Origin of the sequence: Seohaeicola saemankumensis (assembly GCF_042678485.1) — a bacterium.
Lineage (GTDB): Bacteria > Pseudomonadota > Alphaproteobacteria > Rhodobacterales > Rhodobacteraceae > Seohaeicola > Seohaeicola saemankumensis.
The window spans coordinates 175170-191666 of record NZ_JBHTKR010000001.1; the positions used below are offsets into that span (position 1 = coordinate 175170).

At 65.0% G+C, this 16497-nt stretch carries 18 protein-coding genes and 1 other RNA gene; 10 read left to right on the forward strand and 9 right to left on the reverse strand.

From position 1 onward, the window contains the following. Entirely contained in the window at positions 1-1188 is a 1188-nt protein-coding gene (locus tag ACFQ3C_RS00790; RefSeq protein WP_380788238.1) for an HlyD family efflux transporter periplasmic adaptor subunit, read from the forward strand. Positions 1189-1197: 9 nt separating this feature from the next. On the opposite strand, the gene dtd is transcribed toward ACFQ3C_RS00790, so the two are convergent. Next, on the reverse strand, positions 1198-1635 hold the full coding sequence (dtd, locus tag ACFQ3C_RS00795) for a D-aminoacyl-tRNA deacylase (RefSeq protein WP_380788240.1): 438 nt from the start codon (positions 1633-1635) through the stop codon (positions 1198-1200). 127 nt (positions 1636-1762) lie between these two features. Between dtd and ACFQ3C_RS00800 the strand changes: the two genes are divergently transcribed. Beyond that, on the forward strand, positions 1763-2179 hold the full coding sequence (locus ACFQ3C_RS00800; RefSeq protein ID WP_380788243.1) for an Hsp20/alpha crystallin family protein: 417 nt from the start codon (positions 1763-1765) through the stop codon (positions 2177-2179). 86 nt (positions 2180-2265) lie between these two features. Here the strand turns inward: ACFQ3C_RS00800 and ACFQ3C_RS00805 are convergent, their stop codons facing one another. The 7 genes from ACFQ3C_RS00805 to ACFQ3C_RS00835 all read right to left on the reverse strand — a co-directional run bounded on the left by ACFQ3C_RS00805 (position 2266) and on the right by ACFQ3C_RS00835 (position 9836). Beyond that, positions 2266-2943, reverse strand: coding sequence for a nitroreductase (locus ACFQ3C_RS00805; RefSeq protein ID WP_380788245.1), 678 nt, complete (start codon positions 2941-2943; stop codon positions 2266-2268). Continuing rightward, positions 2940-4061 carry a primosomal protein N' (replication factor Y) - superfamily II helicase gene (locus ACFQ3C_RS00810; RefSeq protein ID WP_380788247.1) on the reverse strand — a complete coding sequence of 374 codons (1122 nt, stop codon included), beginning with the start codon at positions 4059-4061 and terminating at the stop codon, positions 2940-2942. The genes ACFQ3C_RS00805 and ACFQ3C_RS00810 overlap by 4 nt, the downstream gene beginning before the upstream one ends. A 63-nt stretch (positions 4062-4124) precedes the next feature. Further along, positions 4125-5234, reverse strand: a complete 1110-nt coding sequence (locus tag ACFQ3C_RS00815; RefSeq protein WP_380788249.1) for an SPFH domain-containing protein — start codon at positions 5232-5234, stop codon at positions 4125-4127. A 45-nt stretch (positions 5235-5279) separates the two neighbouring features. Beyond that, entirely contained in the window at positions 5280-6245 is a 966-nt protein-coding gene (locus ACFQ3C_RS00820) for a DUF2927 domain-containing protein (protein WP_380788251.1), read from the reverse strand. Between the two features lie 6 nt (positions 6246-6251). Next, on the reverse strand, positions 6252-7451 hold the full coding sequence (locus ACFQ3C_RS00825; protein WP_380788253.1) for a toxic anion resistance protein: 1200 nt from the start codon (positions 7449-7451) through the stop codon (positions 6252-6254). 89 nt (positions 7452-7540) lie between these two features. Further along, complete coding sequence (locus ACFQ3C_RS00830; RefSeq protein WP_380788255.1) at positions 7541-8446, reverse strand: 5-bromo-4-chloroindolyl phosphate hydrolysis family protein; 906 nt, start codon at positions 8444-8446, stop codon at positions 7541-7543. A 226-nt stretch (positions 8447-8672) separates the two neighbouring features. Then, on the reverse strand, positions 8673-9836 hold the full coding sequence (locus ACFQ3C_RS00835) for a pseudouridine synthase (RefSeq protein ID WP_380788257.1): 1164 nt from the start codon (positions 9834-9836) through the stop codon (positions 8673-8675). 62 nt (positions 9837-9898) lie between these two features. On the opposite strand from ACFQ3C_RS00835, the gene ACFQ3C_RS00840 reads away from it, so the two are divergent. Together ACFQ3C_RS00840 and ACFQ3C_RS00845 are read left to right on the forward strand one after the other, a co-directional pair. Beyond that, a complete protein-coding gene (locus ACFQ3C_RS00840; protein WP_380788259.1) occupies positions 9899-10351 on the forward strand; it encodes a nucleoside deaminase in 453 nt (150 codons plus the stop codon). 102 nt (positions 10352-10453) lie between these two features. Further along, positions 10454-10909, forward strand: coding sequence for a DsrE family protein (locus ACFQ3C_RS00845; protein WP_380788261.1), 456 nt, complete (start codon positions 10454-10456; stop codon positions 10907-10909). Between the two features lie 59 nt (positions 10910-10968). Here the strand turns inward: ACFQ3C_RS00845 and ACFQ3C_RS00850 are convergent, their stop codons facing one another. Further along, complete coding sequence (locus tag ACFQ3C_RS00850; RefSeq protein ID WP_380788263.1) at positions 10969-11661, reverse strand: metal-dependent hydrolase; 693 nt, start codon at positions 11659-11661, stop codon at positions 10969-10971. A 221-nt stretch (positions 11662-11882) separates the two neighbouring features. Between ACFQ3C_RS00850 and gatC the strand changes: the two genes are divergently transcribed. The 6 genes from gatC (at position 11883) to ACFQ3C_RS00880 (ending at position 16384) form a co-directional block, all read left to right on the forward strand. Continuing rightward, complete coding sequence (gene gatC, locus ACFQ3C_RS00855; RefSeq protein WP_380788265.1) at positions 11883-12170, forward strand: Asp-tRNA(Asn)/Glu-tRNA(Gln) amidotransferase subunit GatC; 288 nt, start codon at positions 11883-11885, stop codon at positions 12168-12170. Then, positions 12170-13657, forward strand: a complete 1488-nt coding sequence (gatA, locus tag ACFQ3C_RS00860; RefSeq protein WP_380788268.1) for an Asp-tRNA(Asn)/Glu-tRNA(Gln) amidotransferase subunit GatA — start codon at positions 12170-12172, stop codon at positions 13655-13657. The genes gatC and gatA overlap by 1 nt, the downstream gene beginning before the upstream one ends. 59 nt (positions 13658-13716) lie before the next feature. Further along, entirely contained in the window at positions 13717-14433 is a 717-nt protein-coding gene (locus ACFQ3C_RS00865; RefSeq protein WP_380788270.1) for a hypothetical protein, read from the forward strand. A 15-nt stretch (positions 14434-14448) separates the two neighbouring features. Further along, positions 14449-15144, forward strand: coding sequence for an N-acetylmuramoyl-L-alanine amidase (locus ACFQ3C_RS00870; RefSeq protein WP_380788272.1), 696 nt, complete (start codon positions 14449-14451; stop codon positions 15142-15144). A 12-nt stretch (positions 15145-15156) separates the two neighbouring features. After that, positions 15157-15554: RNase P RNA component class A (rnpB, locus tag ACFQ3C_RS00875), an RNA gene on the forward strand. A 119-nt stretch (positions 15555-15673) separates the two neighbouring features. After that, entirely contained in the window at positions 15674-16384 is a 711-nt protein-coding gene (locus ACFQ3C_RS00880) for a DUF533 domain-containing protein (RefSeq protein ID WP_380788275.1), read from the forward strand. Positions 16385-16497 lie beyond the last annotated feature (113 nt).

Sequence of the window (16497 nt, forward strand, 5' to 3'; positions counted from 1 at the left end):
ATGGCGCATCCAGCACTGACACTGGCCGCGCAGATGAACGCGCGGTTGCGCGGCCCCAGCCTGACGATCTGGCTATGCGCGGGCACCGTGTGGCTGTTCATCATCTGGGCCAGCATGGCCTGGGTCGACGAGATCGTGCGCGCCGAGGGCGAGATGATCTCGGCCTCGCGGCCGCAGATCATCCAGAACCTGGAAGGCGGTATCCTGGCCGAACTGGCCGTGCGTGAAGGCGACATGGTGCAGCGCGGCGATGTGCTGGCGCGGTTGCAAGGCACGCAGTTCCGCGCCTCGGTCGATGATCTGCTGGACCAGATCGCGGCGCTGGAAATCCGCCGCCTGCGACTTGAGGCGGAACTGGCGGGTCAGCCCGCCTTTGGCGTGCCGGCCGATCTGGCCGCGCGCAATCCCGCGATGGTGGCCTCCGAACAGGTTCTGTTGCAGGCGCGTCAGACCGATTTTGACAGTCGGGCCGCCGGGGCGCGTCGCGTGATGGAACAGGCCCGGCAGGAAATGCAGATGATGGAGACGATGCTGGATCGCAAGATCGTGTCCCTGATCGAGGTGACACGCGCCCGCAAGGCCCATGCCGATGCCCGCATCCGCCATGACGAGATCGTCACCGGGGCCGAGCTGGAACGCGCCGACGCCTATGCCACGACCCTGCGCGAACTGGCCACGCTGCGCCAGAACCTCAAGTCCAGCCAGGACCAGCTGACGCGGACCGTGCTGGTCAGCCCGCTGCGCGGCATCGTCAAGGCGGTGTCGGTCTCGACCATCGGCGGGGTGGTGCGCCCCGGCGAGGAGATCCTGCAGATCATCCCGCTGGACGAGGAACTGTTCGTCGAGGCGCGCGTACGCCCCGAGAACATTGCCAATATCCGGCCCGGCCAGGAGGCGACGATCAAGCTGACGGCCTATGACTATACGATCTTCGGCACGCTCAAGGGGCGGGTCGATGTGATTTCGGCCGATACGTTCAAGGACGAACGTGCGCGCAACCCGGATGCGGCGGCGCATTACCGGGTCACGCTGCGGGTGGATATGGAGAACCTGACCGAACGGCAGGCCTCGGTCCAGATCCGGCCGGGCATGCAGGCCTCGGTCGAATTGCACACCGGGCGCAAGACGGTGCTGCAATATCTGCTCAAGCCGCTTTACAAGTCGCGCGAGGCGTTTCGCGAACCGTAACCGACGGCCTCAGGTTTCAAGCCAGATGGTCACCGGGCCGTCATTGATCAGCTCCACCGCCATATCCGCGCCGAAACGGCCGGTTTCTGTCGCGATCCCCAGTGCTGCAAGGCTTTGCGCGAAATGCTCGTAAAGCCTGCGACCCTCGTCCGGCGGTGCGGCGGTTGAAAAACCGGGCCGGTTGCCGCGTGATGTATCGGCGGCCAGCGTGAACTGGCTGATCACCAGGGCCGAGCCGCCACGGTCCAGGATCGAGCGGTTCATCCGGCCTTCCTCATCCCGGAAGATCCGCAGCTTGGCGATGCGGGCGGCCATCTGGTCGGCCTGTGCCTCGGTGTCGCCCTGCATGGCGCAGACCAGGATCATCAGGCCCGGCCCGCATTGTCCGATCTGCTGCCCTTCGACGCTGACACTGGCGCGGGTGACCCGCTGGATAAGTGCGCGCATGATGTCGTTTCTCCGGCTGTTCAGGTGCTGACTGACTACGCGCGGGATTGATCCGGATCAAGGCTGGCGGGGTCGCCTTGACGTAGACTGCCGGTAGTGTCGAAACACTCCAAAAAGGAGAAGCGCAATGGTCGAAAAGACATATCCCGCAGGCTTGTGGCCTTCCCTTGCCGAGCCTTTCCGCAATTTCGGAACCCGCATGGCCGACTGGCTGGCGCCGGCCTCTGACGCCTCGACCGATGGTGAGGCCTATCGCATCACGATGGAGCTGCCGGGCGTCGAGGAGAAGGATATCGACGTGTCCGTGCATGAGGGCATGATCACCGTCAAGGGCGAGAAATCCTCGAGCCGGGAGGACAAGGGCGACACCTGGTTCTTCAGTGAACGGCAATACGGGTCCTTCAGCCGCACATTCCGGGTGCCCGCGGATGCCCAGGCCGAAAAGGTCGATGCGCATCTCAAGGATGGCGTTCTGACCATCAGCATTCCGAAGAAGGGCCCGGAGGCGGCGTCAAACGCCAAGGTTCCGATCCGGAAGGGGTGACGCCAGAAAAGGGCGGGGGGCTGTCTGCCCCCCGGTCCCTGCGGGCCCTCCCCCCGAGGATATTTGACGCAAGAAGAAGCAGGCAGTCAGCCGCGCAGGTCCAGCACTTCGGACAGGGGCGCGCGTTCGGTGCGAAAGGCGTTGGCGGGATGGTCGGTGTCTTCCAGTCCGAAGGAAATCGCGCACAGGATGTGGCGGTGTGCGGGGATGCCGAACCAGTCGCGCAGGAACGGGGCCTGTGCGGCCACGGCCGCCTGCGGGATCGAGGCGACGCCCCGCGCCTGGGCGGCCAGCGTGAACAGCGCGACAAAGCCGCCGGTGTCCATGGCGCCGTAGGGGCCAAGATCGGCCTCGGTCGTGACGATGGCCACATGGGGCGCGCCGAAAAGGCGATAGTTTTCCATCATCTGCGCCTGGGTTGCGGCGCGGTCTTCCTTGGGGATGCCGAGGCTGTCGTAGAGCTGGAAGCCGCAGGTGCGGCGGCGGTCACGGTAGAGGCCGGTGTATTGGCGTGGCCATTCCAGATCGGGTTTCGGTGGCGTATTCGTGGCGGCGGCATGGAGCGCGTCGCGAAAGCGGTCTGTTTCGGGCGCGCGGGTCACGATCACATGCCAGGGCTGGGCATTGCACCAGGACGGCACGCGGGCCGCAGTTGTCACGATTGCGCCGATCAGGTCATCGGGCAGCGGATCAGGGCGAAAGGCGCGGCAGCTGTGGCGCGCCACAAGCAGCGCATCAAGGGTTGCAGCGGGGTCTTGCGTCATTGCATCAATCCTTCGTTCAACGCGAGGCCATACCCGATGGCGCCTGCCACCAACGCGCCCAGGATGACCGCGACAGCAATCTTCCAGGCCGACCAGGGCCGTTCGCCCTGCACCCGACCCGTGGACCCATTGACCACGAAACGATAGGTCTGACCACGGTATTTGTAGGCGGCCAGCCAGACCGGCAGCAGAACATGCTTGAAGGTCACCTCGCTGATCTGGGTATCGACATGGCTGATGCGCTGCTGATCGCCGCCGATGTCGAAGCGGATGTCGCGTTCGATCACGCGGTCCATCTTTTCGCGGGCAAGGCCGAAACCCTGTTCCAGGTCAACGGTATAGCCCTCGGCCCGGAACCCGGCCAGGTATTCGGGGCGATAGGGTTGCAAGGCTGACAGGTCCCAGGGTTCCAGCCCTTCGGTATAGCGGCGCGGCAGCGAGGTCGCGGCGAGGACGAGCACATCATCGAACCAGCGTTTCACCCGGCCCGATACCGGTGTCCAGCGGATGCGCGGCACCTGCTGGCGCGCGGGCTTGCCGTCACGGATCACGGTTATGGTTTCATAATAGACCGTGCCGCGCTGGCCGGAATAGCGGCTTTGCGTATAGGCGTCGAAGGTCCAGTAGGGCACGTAGATCCCCGCCATGGCACGACCCTTGCGGGCATAGTCCTGCAGGCCGTTGGGCGCAAACCACAGCTTGCCCAGCCAGTCGGTCATGGCCTTTCGCGCCGCGCGTTCGTCCAGCGCGAAGGGCAGCACGGCGCGCGGCTTGATATGGCGATGCGTGCCGGTATCCGCAACCAGCGGCGTGGCGCAGAAGGGGCATTCCAGCGCATGTACCGCCGGGTCGAATTCGACCTGCGCGCCGCAGTTACCGCAGGTCGAGATCCGCGTCTCCTCGATCTCGGAACCGGGCAGGCTGTGTGACAGGGCGGCGTTGAAATCCAGCTCTTTCAGCGCGCCGGACCAGGGGCCCGGCGCCGCGATCTGCTGACGATGGCCGCAATGATCGCAGACCAGCGCCCCTTCGCCCGGGGCAAAGCGATAATCCGCGCCGCAGTGTTCGCAAGGAAAGCGATGTTCCTGAACCGGGGTAGAGGCGGGGGCATCAGTCATGCGTCAACGGATCTTTCAGCGCCCGGCTGCGGGACGGCGCGCGAGGACAGCAGGCGGCGCGGATCAGGCCGCCGGGGGCGGGGGCGGGGGCAGAATGGTGAAAAGCTGCGCCAGTTCGGCCACATCCTCGGCCCGCATCCAGCCGTCCTGACCGGGGGTCCAGACCATGCTGTCGCGGGTCAGCGCGCCATCGGCGGCCATCCGGCCCATCGACGCCTTGGAAAAGGGACCCTTGGTCGCGCCATTCTCGGCGATGTGCCAGACATGCTCGACCGGGGGCGGTGCGACGGCAGCCGGGGCCGGGGCGGCACCCCATGGGCCGGGCTGCGCCATCTGGTTCGCCATGGCCATGCCCATGCCCATGCCAAGACCGGCGCCCATGCCACCCCCGCCTGCGGGATTGGCTGCGGCCGCGGTCATCGCCTCGGCTGCGGAATACTGGGTGAAACGGCCCAGATCGCCCGCGATACCCATGGATGTGCGCTTGTCCAGAGCGGCTTCGACCGCCGGGGGCAGCGAGATGTTCTCGATGTAGAGTTCCGGGATCGTCAGCCCGTAAGAGGCGACCGTGGCCGAGATCTGCGCCGCGACCAGCTTGCCCAGTTCGGCGGTATTCGCGGCCATGTCCAGCACCGGGATGCCCGAGGAGGCCAGGACGCGGCTGACCTCCTGCACGATCACGTTGCGGATCTGGAAGGTGATCTCGTCGGCGGTGAATTCGCCATCGGTGCCCACGATCTCGGACATGAAGCGGGCCGGATCGGTGACGCGCACGGAATAGGTGCCGAAGGCGCGCAGGCGCACCGGGCCGAATTCCGGATCGCGCGCGATGATCGGGTTCTTGGTGCCCCATTTCAGATCGTTGAAGCGGGTGGTGTTGACGAAATAGATCTCGGATTTGAAGGGCGAGCGGAAGCCGTGATCCCAGTGGTTCAGACTGGTCAGGATCGGCATGTTGTTGGTTTCCAGCATGTAAAGGCCGGGGGTGAACACATCGGCCAGCTGGCCTTCATGGATGAAAACAGCCGCCTGTCCTTCGCGCACCGTCAGCTTGGCGCCATATTTGATCTCGTGGCCTTCGCGTTCGAACCGCCAGACCATCGTGTCGCGGGTGTCATCGGTCCAGTGGATGACATCGATGAACTGTCCGCGGAGGAAATCGAAAATCGGCATGGGCTGCTCCCTGGGATTAAAACAGTCGGTTTCGGGGCTGGGGGATCACGAGGGACCGCCCATCAATTCCTCGGCCATCTGCGCGATGATCGGGCGGGCCTGATCCAGCGTCATGCCGGGCGTCAGGCGCCGATCATAAAGCATTTTCAGCAGCAAGGCATCATGGCGTGTCAGATGGGCGAATTCATCGTCATCATTGAAGATCGAGGGGCGCGCGCGCGGGCTGTCATTCGCCAGGCCCAGGCCCTGGGCCATTTCTTCGTGCACGCAGGAGTCGCGCAGGAGATCGGGATGCTCGGCGCGGATCACGATGATGGCCTGGGTATAGGTGTGCATCTGCCGACCGCTGCCGGAAAATGCCATCACGAAACAATGGATCTGGCGGGGCAGGGACCGGAACACCGACAGCGCGCCGGGGCTGATGCCGGGGGCCAGTGCGCGCGCGCGTTGCGGCAGAAGGGCGCGATCATCCTCGCTGTAGATCAGCACATGCATGTTGGGGCGGGCGCTGTCCATGGTGACCGGATGGCCGCTGGCGCCGGTCAGGCGGGCGGCAAAGGCGCTGACCGCGCTGCGGTCCGCGCGTTGCCGGTCTTCGGGCACCGAGGGGCCGAATTCCACGTTGACCCTGACGGGGTCCGCCCAGCGGCGCAGCGGAACGGGCCGCCCGGACGAGGCGCGCAATCCGGCGCCGCGTTCGTATTCGTCGAAGAACGTGATCTGTTCGAAGTTGCGGGCCAGATCGCGTGCGCCAAAAGGCGCATCGCGCCCGCCGCCATCCGTCCGCAGAAGACCCTGTGACAGAAGATCGGCCTGAAGCTTGCCGTAATAGGCCGCCAGCGCCAGACTTGCGGCCGACGGGGAAGTGCCGTCGGTGTCCGGGTCCGACAGGGGCGGGCGAGGCGACGCCGCCGGCCCGCCCGCCCCCGGAGGGGTAGCCATGTCACAGCCTGCCAGCAGGGCGATGCCTGCCAGAAAACCTGCCACCTTTACGCCAAGGACCCTCCGCATTCAGTCTCAGGCCCTGGGAACCGCGGTGCCGGCCGTATCGCCCAGACCCGTCTTGCGCGCCTTGGCCGAAGCCAGCGTATCGCGCAATTCGGCTTCCATCTTCTTCAGCTCGGCCTCGGCAGCGGCGCGGCGCGCCTTGCCTTCATCCGCGATCTGCAGGCTTTCGTTGATCGTGGCGATCAGGTCGGCATTGGCCTGCTTGACCGCTTCGATGTCGAACACGCCGCGTTCCATTTCTTCGCGGATGATCTTGTTGCTGTCGCGCAGGTTCTTGGCATTCGCGGTCAGCAGTTCATTGGTCAGGTCATTGGCATCACGCACGGCGCGTGCGGCTTCGGCGGACCGCTGGATGGTGACGGCCTGCGCCAGTTGGGTTTCCCACAGCGGCACGGTGTTCACGAGTGTCGAATTGATCTTGGTCACCAGGCTCTTGTCGTTTTCCTGCACCAGGCGGATCGACGGCAGCGATTGCATCGTGACCTGGCGGGTCAGCTTGAGGTCATGCACACGGCGCTCCAGATCGTCCCGCGCGGCGCGGAGGTCGCGCAGTTCCTGCGCCTTGATGACCTGGTCATTTTCGGGTGCGGCCTGCACCTGGGCTTCCTTGGCGGGGATGGTGGTGCTGTCCAGCTCCGCGATCTTCGCCTCGCCCGCCGCGATATAGAGCGCCAGTTCATCATAGAAGGCCAGCGTCTTGTCATAGAGCATGTCCAGCGACTTGATGTCCTTGAGAAGCTTGTGCTCGTGGCCCAGAAGATCCTCGGTCACCTTGTCGATCTGGGACTGCACCTTTTCGAAACGCGCGGTGAACTGTGCAAAAGGTGCGGCACGGCCCAGCAGTTTTTCCCACCAGCTGCGTTCGCGGCGCACATCCAGTTCCGAGACCGAGAAGCCCCGGATCGTGGAGACGATGTTGCGCAGGCTGTCACCCGCGGGGCCGACATCCTTGTTGCGGACATCCGTCAGCATCGCCTGGCTGATCGTCTGCAATTCGGCCTGCGCGCGCGAGCCGAAGGACACGATCGAGTTGGTATCGCTCATGTCCAGTTCGGCCATGCGGCGCGTGATTTCCGCGCCCAGGCCCGCATCGGCCTGATCCAGCGGCACGATGGCCGTCGCGGGGTTCGGATCGGGCAGGATGGTCCCTGTCACTTCCTCGACCATGGCGAGGGTTTCCTGGGCTTTGCGGCGGGTGGTGTCTGACATTGCGGTTCCCTTTTCTTGCATTCTCCCCGTGGCGCGCACGGGGGTACCAAATCAATAACCGGCCGGTGCCCCGGCCGGGACTTTACTGTTCACTCCTGAGGGTGCACCCCTTCGCGGTCCAGCCTTTCGCGCAGCACCTCGATTTCCACGGTCAGGTCGCTGCGGTCGTCAAGCAACAGTTTTTGCGTCCGCGCGGCGAAATTCTGCTCAAGATCGGTCAATAGCGCCTCGTAATCGGCGCGAGCCTGGGTGTCGCGGCTGCGGGTCCAGATCTCGGCGAACTTGATCGTCGCATCGCGCGCACCCAGCAGATAGACGCCCAGGTACTTGCGCGCGGCCGTCAGATCGCGGGGGTCGTTTTCGACCGTGCGGAAAAGATCGCGCGCCACCGCCTGAAAACGCTCCAGCCGGGCCATCAGCTGTCGGTCATTGGCGCGCAGCATGGCGTCGGTCATGGCGGCCAGATGTTTCTCGGCCTCATCCACGGCGCGCGCCACGCGGTCTGTCTGGAACGTGTCGATGCCTTCCGCGCCCTTGTCGTGCAACGGATCGGGGCCAAACGCCAGAAAATGAAGGATCGTGCCCACGATGCCATAGGCGACAGGGGCCAGCATGTCGCCACCGGCAGAGGCAAGGCCCGCCACGGCAAGTCCGATCCCGGTCAGAACACTGCCCGCGATCTTGCGCGGAAAGGCAGGGCGTCGCGCGACCTTGCGCGCTTCATAAGCCTCCTGCGCGATCAGCCCTTCGCGTGTCAGCCAGGCTGCCAGCAACAGGGTGCCAAGCGCCCCGAGGTTCAGGATCAGGCCGGTCGGGCCTGTCGTGAACGCAGCCCAGACCAAGGGAAGCGGGGCCAGAAACAGAAGATTGACACGGCCACCGGCGCGGGTGCGGCGCGCGCCTTCAAACGGGCCTTTGGGCGCGGGTGCCGGGGGCTTGCCGTCCGGGCCGCCCGCGCCGCCGGGGCTGAATTTGCCGCCAAAGCGCTGTGCCATCACAGACCCCCCGCGATCGACACGATCAGGATCAATGCGATCAGCAAGACAAAAGACAGTTTCTGCAACCCTGTCTCGGACATGTGAAACCTCGTACGACGTGACCCTGACCGAAAGTTATGTGATGCGCGCAGGGGTTACTAGGGGGAACATGGCCCTCAGGCCGCATCCGTCTGCTTGATATCGGGCGTCAAGGCCGCAAGGGATGCCAATCCGGCCGCCCGGATCAGCCGCGCGTCGGTTTGGGGCGCGGTTTGGCGGGGCGCAGGGTGCGCGGCGGTTTGTCAGCGGCCTTGGCCCGGTCCGCTGCGGGTTTTCCTGCGACAGGTTTGCCTGCATCGGGTTTGCCTGGGAATGATTTGCCAGCGAACCCTTTGCCAGCGAAGGCTTTGCCTGCCGCGGGTTTTCCGGCCGCAGGTTTTCCGGCGGCGGGTTTTCCGGCTGTCGTCGGTGTCCTTCCCGTGGCGCCTTTTCCCGCGCGGGGGTCAGACTTGCCACTGCGGCCGGGCTTGCTGCCGGGACGGTCGCCAAACAGATCGGCCTCGCTGGGCGTTTCGCGTGACTTGTTGCGTCGAACGACAACTTTTCGCGGTTTTGTTGTGTCAGAAACCGCTTCTTCGTCATCTTTCGTGTCCAGGCCCAGCTGATCGCGCAACACGCGGCGTCGCACTTCCTCGACCTCGCCGGGTTTCAACTGGCCCAACTGGAAAGGACCATAGGATGTCCGGATCAGCCGGTTCACGGTCAGGCCGACGGCCTCCATCGCGCGGCGGATCTCGCGGTTCTTGCCTTCGCGCAGGCCCACGGTCAGCCAGGCATTGGCGCCTTGCTGGCGGTCAAGCGTGACGATCATCGGCTGGAAATCCTCTCCATCCGCCTTGATGCCCTGGCGCAGCGGCTCCAGCATCGGTTCGGTCACGCGGCCGTTGACGCGCACGCGGTATTTCCGCAGCCATCCGGTCGAGGGCAGTTCAAGCTGCCGCTTGACCGTCCCGTCATTGGTCAGCAGCAAAAGACCCTCGGAATTCAGGTCAAGACGGCCCACGGACATCACGCGCGGCAATTCTTCGGGCAGGTCGTCATAGATCGTGGGGCGGCCCTGTTCGTCGCGCGTCGTGGTCACAAGCCCGGTGGGTTTGTGGTAAAGCCACAGTCGCGCGGGTTCGGGCGCGTCCAGCGCCTTGCCGTTCACCACGATCTTGTCGGCGGGCGTCACGTTCAGCGCGGCGCGGGTGATCACCTCGCCGTTGACGGTCACGCGGCCGGTTTCGATCAGTTTTTCGGCTTCGCGACGGCTGGCGACACCGGCGCGGGCGATCACCTTGGCGATACGCTCCCCTTCGGCTGAGGGCGTTTTGGGGGCGGCGGCGGGTTTTGGCGTCTTGTTCATGTGCAGGGGTTAGCCCAGAATCGGGTCTTGCGAAAGCGCAGATCGCGCGGCAGGAAAGGTGAATGACATTCCGCAGCCACATGTCCGACGCGCTGGAGCAGGCGCGCGCCGCCGCCGATCGCGGCGAGGTGCCGGTGGGCGCCGTGCTGGTCGACCCGGATGGACGGGTGCTGGCGCGGGCGGGCAATCGCACACGCGAACTGGCCGATCCCACCGCCCATGCCGAAATGCTGGTGATCCGCGAAGGGTGCCGCCTGCTGGGGTCGGAGCGGCTGACCGGATGCGATCTTTACGTGACGCTGGAACCCTGCCCGATGTGCGCGCAGGCCATATCGGCCGCGCGAATCGCCCGGCTCTATTACGGTGCGGCGGATCCGAAAAGCGGCGGCGTGGAACAGGGGCCGCGTATCTTCACCCATCCGCAATGCCACCATATTCCCGAGGTTTACGATGGGATCGCGGCGGATTCGGCCGCGGCGCTGCTGCGGGAATTCTTCGCTGGGCGGCGCGGCTGATCGCACGGCCAGGTTTTATTCAAGACTTGATATATATTTGTTGCCTTGCGGACGGGGCTTTGTCTGGCTGGCGTGACAGACTGTCTCAGGGAGGATGACATGATGACACTGAACCCGATAAAGGCCGCGCAGCAGTTGCTGGCGATACTGGCCGTTCTGGTGCTGGGCGCGCAGCTTGCACTGGCCAACCCGGCTCACAAGGTGGCGATCCATGTGGACGAACAAGACCCCGCCGTCATGAACATGGCGTTGAACAACGCACAGAATATTGCATCCTATTACGCCGCGAAAGGCGAAGAGGTCACGATCGAGATCGTCACCTACGGGCCGGGGCTGCACATGCTGCGCGCCGATACCTCGCCGGTGGCGGACCGCATTTCTGCAATAGCGCTGGAGATGACAAACATCAGCTTTTCGGCCTGCGAGAATACGATCAACGGCATGAAGAAGAAATCGCAAAAGGACGTGCCGCTGCTGAGCGAGGCGACGGTCGTCCCATCGGGTGCGGTGCGGCTGATGGAATTGCAGTCGCAGGGCTACGCCTACCTGCGGCCCTGATCCCGCGGACAGGTAACCGAAAACAGACCCCGGCGGCGCGATCCGCCGGGGTTTTTCGTTCAGATCTCGATCGGCTGCATCACTTGCGGTTCGATCACATCCACGCCGGGCAGGGCATCGGCCAGCACCTTGGCCGATTGTTCCAGCAGCGGGAACGTGCGGTAGTGGCAGGGGATCACCGTCTTGAAGTCGAAGAAGGTTTTCGCGGCGTAGGCGGCGCGGCGCATGTCCATGGTGAAATGGCCCCCCGCCGACAGGATCCCGATGTCCGGCTTGTGCAGGTCATGGAAGATCTTCATGTCCGCCATCACATCGCTGTCGCCCGAGGCATAGATGGTGTGGCCATCACCCTCGATGATGAAGCCGCATTCGGTGCCCGCGATGCGCGGGCCGTCGGGGCTGGCAAAGGTGGATGAATGCACGGCGTTGACCATCGTGACCCTGACGCCGCCCAGATCGACCGTGCCGCCCTTGTTGAAGCCCACCGTCTCGATCTTTTCGGCCTCGGCCCAGTGGCTCATCAGGTCATATTGCCCGACCACCGGCGCCTTCAGTTTGCGCGCCAGTGGCAGCACATCGACCACGTGGTCGAAATGACCATGCGTCAGCAGGATATGGGTTGCGCCCGCCGTGGCGCTGTCGTGCTGATCCGCGGCCAGCATCGGGTTGCCCGACAGCCAGGGATCAAGCAGCAGAACCTTGCCCGCGATCTCGAACCGGAACGAGCCGTGGCCGAGCCAGATGATCTTCATGATGAATCCTCCCTTGAAGTCCGGGGGCAAGCGTAGCACGGCGCGGCGCGATGACCAGAGGCCGCAAAGGGTGCAGGCCGCGTCGCATGAGTATTTGCAGAACGATGAAAGGGAAGGCGGCTACCCGTGATGTGACCGGAATTGCCGCGTCATCTGCTTGCGGGCAGGGGCTGCGGGCGCTAAACGCTGAGGCAACCTGACCGCAGACCGGAGATCACGAGATGTCGATCGCACCCGAAACCGCCGCCCGTGTGGCCAAGCTGGCCCGTATCAAGGTCGAACCCGAGGCGCTGCCCGCGCTTGCGGCCGAGTTCAACACGATCCTGGGCTTCATCGAGCAGCTGAACGAAGTCGATGTGGACGGGATCGAGCCGATGACCTCGGTCACGCCGATGCGCCTGAAGCGGCGCGACGACGTGGTGACCGACGGTGATCGTCAGGCGCAGATCCTGAAGAACGCGCCCGATGCGCGCGAGGGCTTTTTTGCGGTGCCGAAGGTAGTCGAATGATGAGCGAACTGACCAAACTGACCCTGGCCGAGGCGCGCGACAAGCTGCGCGCGCGTGATGTCTCCAGCCTGGAGCTGACCGAGGCCTGTCTTTCCGCGATCGAGGGCGCGGGTGCGCTGAACGCCTTTGTGCATCACACGCCCGAGATTGCCCGCGATCAGGCCCGCGCCGCGGATGCGCGCCTTGCGGCAGGCGATGCCCCCGCCATGTGCGGTCTGCCAATCGGGGTCAAGGATCTTTTCTGCACCAAGGGCGTGCCGTCCCAGGCGGCCAGCCGGATCCTGCAGGGGTTTCTGCCCGAATACGAATCCACCGTCACCAGCCAGCTTTTCGATGCGGGCGCGGTCATGCTGGGCAAGCTGAACATGGATGAATTCGCGATGGGTTCGTCCAACGAAACCTCGTGCTACGGCAATGTCGTGAACCCCTGGCGGCGCGGCAATGACGACACCGCTCTGACGCCGGGCGGATCCTCTGGCGGGTCAGCCGCCGCCGTGGCGGCCGATCTGTGCCTGGCCGCGACCGGGACCGATACGGGCGGCTCGATCCGCCAGCCGGCCGCCTTCACCGGCATCGTCGGGATAAAGCCGACCTACGGGCGCTGCTCGCGCTGGGGGGTGGTCGCTTTCGCCTCCTCTCTCGATCAGGCGGGTCCGATGACCAAGACGGTGCGCGATGCGGCGATCATGCTGGGCGCGATGTGCGGCCATGACCCGAAGGACAGCACCAGCGCCGACCTGCCCGTGCCGGATTTCGAGGCGATGCTGACTGGCGACATCCGCGGCAAGGTCATTGGCATTCCCCGCGAATACCGCATGGACGGCATGCCGGCCGAGATCGAAAAGCTGTGGGCCGATGGTACTGCCATGCTCAAGGCCGCGGGCGCCGAGATCCGCGAGATCAGCCTGCCGCATACGAAATACGCGCTGCCCGCCTATTACGTGATCGCGCCTGCCGAGGCGTCCTCGAACCTGGCGCGCTACGACGGGGTGCGCTATGGCCATCGCGCCAAGCTGGCACAGGGCGACGGCATCACCGAGATGTATGAAAAAACCCGCGCCGAAGGGTTCGGTCACGAGGTACAGCGCCGCGTCATGGTGGGCACCTATGTGTTGTCGGCCGGTTTCTACGACGCCTATTACAACCGTGCCCGCAAGGTGCGTGCCCTGATCAAGCGTGACTTCGATCAGGTGTTCGATGCCGGGATCGACGCGATCCTGACGCCCGCCACGCCATCCGCCGCCTTTGGCCTCGGCGAGATGCAGGATGCCGATCCGGTACAGATGTATCTGAACGATGTCTTCACCGTCACGGTCAACCTGGCCGGTCTGCCCGGTATCGCGGTTCCGGCAGGGATGGACGCGCAGGGGCTGCCACTGGGTCTGCAACTGATCGGTCGCCCCTGGGAAGAGGGTGATCTGCTGAACACCGCCTATGCGCTGGAACAGGCCGCCGGTTTTGTGGCCAAACCCGGCAAATGGTGGTAATCGGGCGGCGCAATCTCCCGGTCGTGTGATCGGGACGTAACGGATATGATGCGGATATGATGACTGTCAGATACGGAACTTCGATCCTTTCGCTGGTGGCGCTGAGCGCGCTTGCGGCTTGCGCGCCCAAGGTCCCCGATAGTGGCGCGGGGGTCGGTTTCAATTCCTATTCCGATTATCAGGCCCGGCAGGATCAGCGGGACCAGCAGCTTGGCGGCAGTGGCCTGCCTGCGCCGGCAACGGTCTCCAGCGCGCCTTTGTCTGCGCTGCCGGATGATCCCGACAGCGCCGAGCGTCTGGCCGCCGAAACCGCAGCCGCGCTGAATTCCGGGCGGACACCGCTCGAGGCGAGCCCTTCGAACCCCGCGCCCGTTGCGGTGAATGCCGCAGGGATCAGCCAGGAAAACAACTTCGAACAGGTGTCTGAATTGCGCAGCATCGAAAGCGATGCCGCCGCGATTGCCCGCAACCGGGCGCAATATGTTGTGATCCAGCCGACCGAATTGCCGCGCCGCAGTGGCGATGGTGGGCCCAATATCGTGGAATATGCGCTGCGCACCACGAACCCTAAGGGTGTGTCGCTCTATCGGCGCAGCGCGCTGAGCTTGCAGAACCATGAACGCAATTGCGCGCAATATGCGTCGGCGGACCAGGCCCAGATCGAATTCCTGTCGCGCGGCGGTCCGCAGCGCGACCGCCTGGCGCTGGATCCCGATGGCGATGGCTTTGCCTGCGACTGGGATCCGCGTTCGTTCCGCGCTGCCGTGCGCAACTGACACCGGGGCAGGGGCATGACGATCCTGTCCTGCCCCTCGCCAAACCACGGGCCGCGCCGCGATGGGGCGCGCCCCGACATGGTGGTGATCCATTACACCGCAATGCAGGATGCGCGCGCAGCCCTTGACCGGCTGTGCGACCCCCTGGCCGAGGTCTCGGCCCATTACCTCATCTGCGAACAGGGCCGCGTCTGGCGACTGGTGGACGAGGATCAGCGCGCCTGGCACGCGGGCGCGGGCCGGTGGGGCGATGTGACCGACGTCAATTCCCGGTCCATCGGGATCGAACTGGCCAATCGCGGAGATCATCCGTTCAGCGCGGCCCAGATGGCGGCGCTGGAACACCTGCTGGCTGGCGTGATGGACCGCTGGTCAATTCCGCCTGCGCGGGTGATCGGCCATTCCGACATGGCGCCGCTGCGCAAATCCGACCCGGGGCGGCGGTTCGACTGGCGCAGGCTGGCGCGGCTGGGGCTTTCGATCTGGCCCGATCCCGTGCCGGCCGCGGCGCCGGGGGATTTTCTGACCGATGCCGCGCGCGCGGGCTGGCATCCGCCCGTCGGCTGCGCCGATCCTGAACTGGCGGTTCTGACCGCGCTGCGGCTGCGCTTTCGCCCGCAGGCATCCGGGCCGCTGGATACCGCAGACCGTGCCGTTGCTGCCGACCTGGCGGCCCGCTTCCCCGTTGACCGCAGGCCCCGCAGTGCTTAAGTGACACCTTGCGCGGAGGGCTGGATGATCGCGGGTCGGGGTCTATCGATCCGAGGAAAGTCCGGACTCCACAAGGCAATGGTGCCGGGTAACGCCCGGCTGGGGAAACCCAAGGGAAAGCGCCACAGAGAACAGACCGCCGCGTTTCGGCGCGGTCAGGGTGAAACGGTGGGGTAAGAGCCCACCGCGGGACTGGCAACAGGACCGGCACGGCAAGCCCCACCAGGAGCAATGCCGAATAGGGACCTCGCGCGGGTTGATCGGTTCGCCGATATCACCGCAGGGCAGGCTTTGACCCAGAGGTCCGGGTTGGCAGCTAGAGGGGGCGCGGTAACACGTCCCCAAGATGAATGATCATCCAGAGGGGGCAACCCCTTGGACAGAATCCGGCTTACAGGCCCTCCGCGCAATTCATCTTTCCAAAAATACTCAATCACCACGGCCGCCGCCGGGTGGAGGCAAGATTTTGCACGCCTGTGACAGAGTTTGCGCTATGCTGGCCGCAATCTGTGAAGGGAAGGAGTAACCGATGAGTTTCGTCAAGACATTAGCCACCCTGGCTGTGGGTTTCGCCGCGGCAAAGGGCATGCAGAAGGTCAAGGAGATGGGCGGCACGGCTGGCGTCAAGGATGCCTTGCGCAAGGCCGGTGAGCCGGGTGGCATGGCCGACGAGATCGGCGCGATGGCGCAGAAGATGGGCCTGCCCGTGCAGCAGGAGCAGCTGCGCGGCCTGTTCGACCGTTTCGGCAAAGGTGCTGCCGAGATGACGGATGCCACCGAAAGCGGCCTGGGCAGCCTGATGGGGGCGATGACCGGCATGGCCAGCGCGGGTGCTGCGGGTCTGGGCGGCATGATGTCTGCCGTGACCGAGGGCACGGCGCTTGGCAAGGTCTCGGAGGAAAACGCCAAGTTGATGATCCGGGCCATGATCCAGTCGGCCAAGGCAGATGGAACCATCAGCCCGGAAGAGCGCGCGACGATCCTTGATCACCTTGGCGACGCCTCGGAGGAGGAGATCGCCTTTGTCGAGGCCGAGCTGGCCGCACCCGTCGATGTGGCGGCGCTGGCCCGCGATACCGGGGCACAGATGCGTGATCAGGTCTATTCCGCGGCCCTGATGGCTGTGCAGGTCGATACCCAGGCCGAGCGGACCTATCTGCGATCCCTGGCCAAGGCATTGGGTCTGTCGGATGCCGAACGCGACGGGCTGCATTCCGCGATGGGGCGCCCGACGGTGTGAACCCGCTCGGCTGATCCCGACGGTCCGATCCCGGCCGGTTGAACCCGGCCGGCCAATCCGGGCCAGAGGGGCGATGCCTGTGAAAATCCGCGCGGATCGGCGGCTTTGTCTGT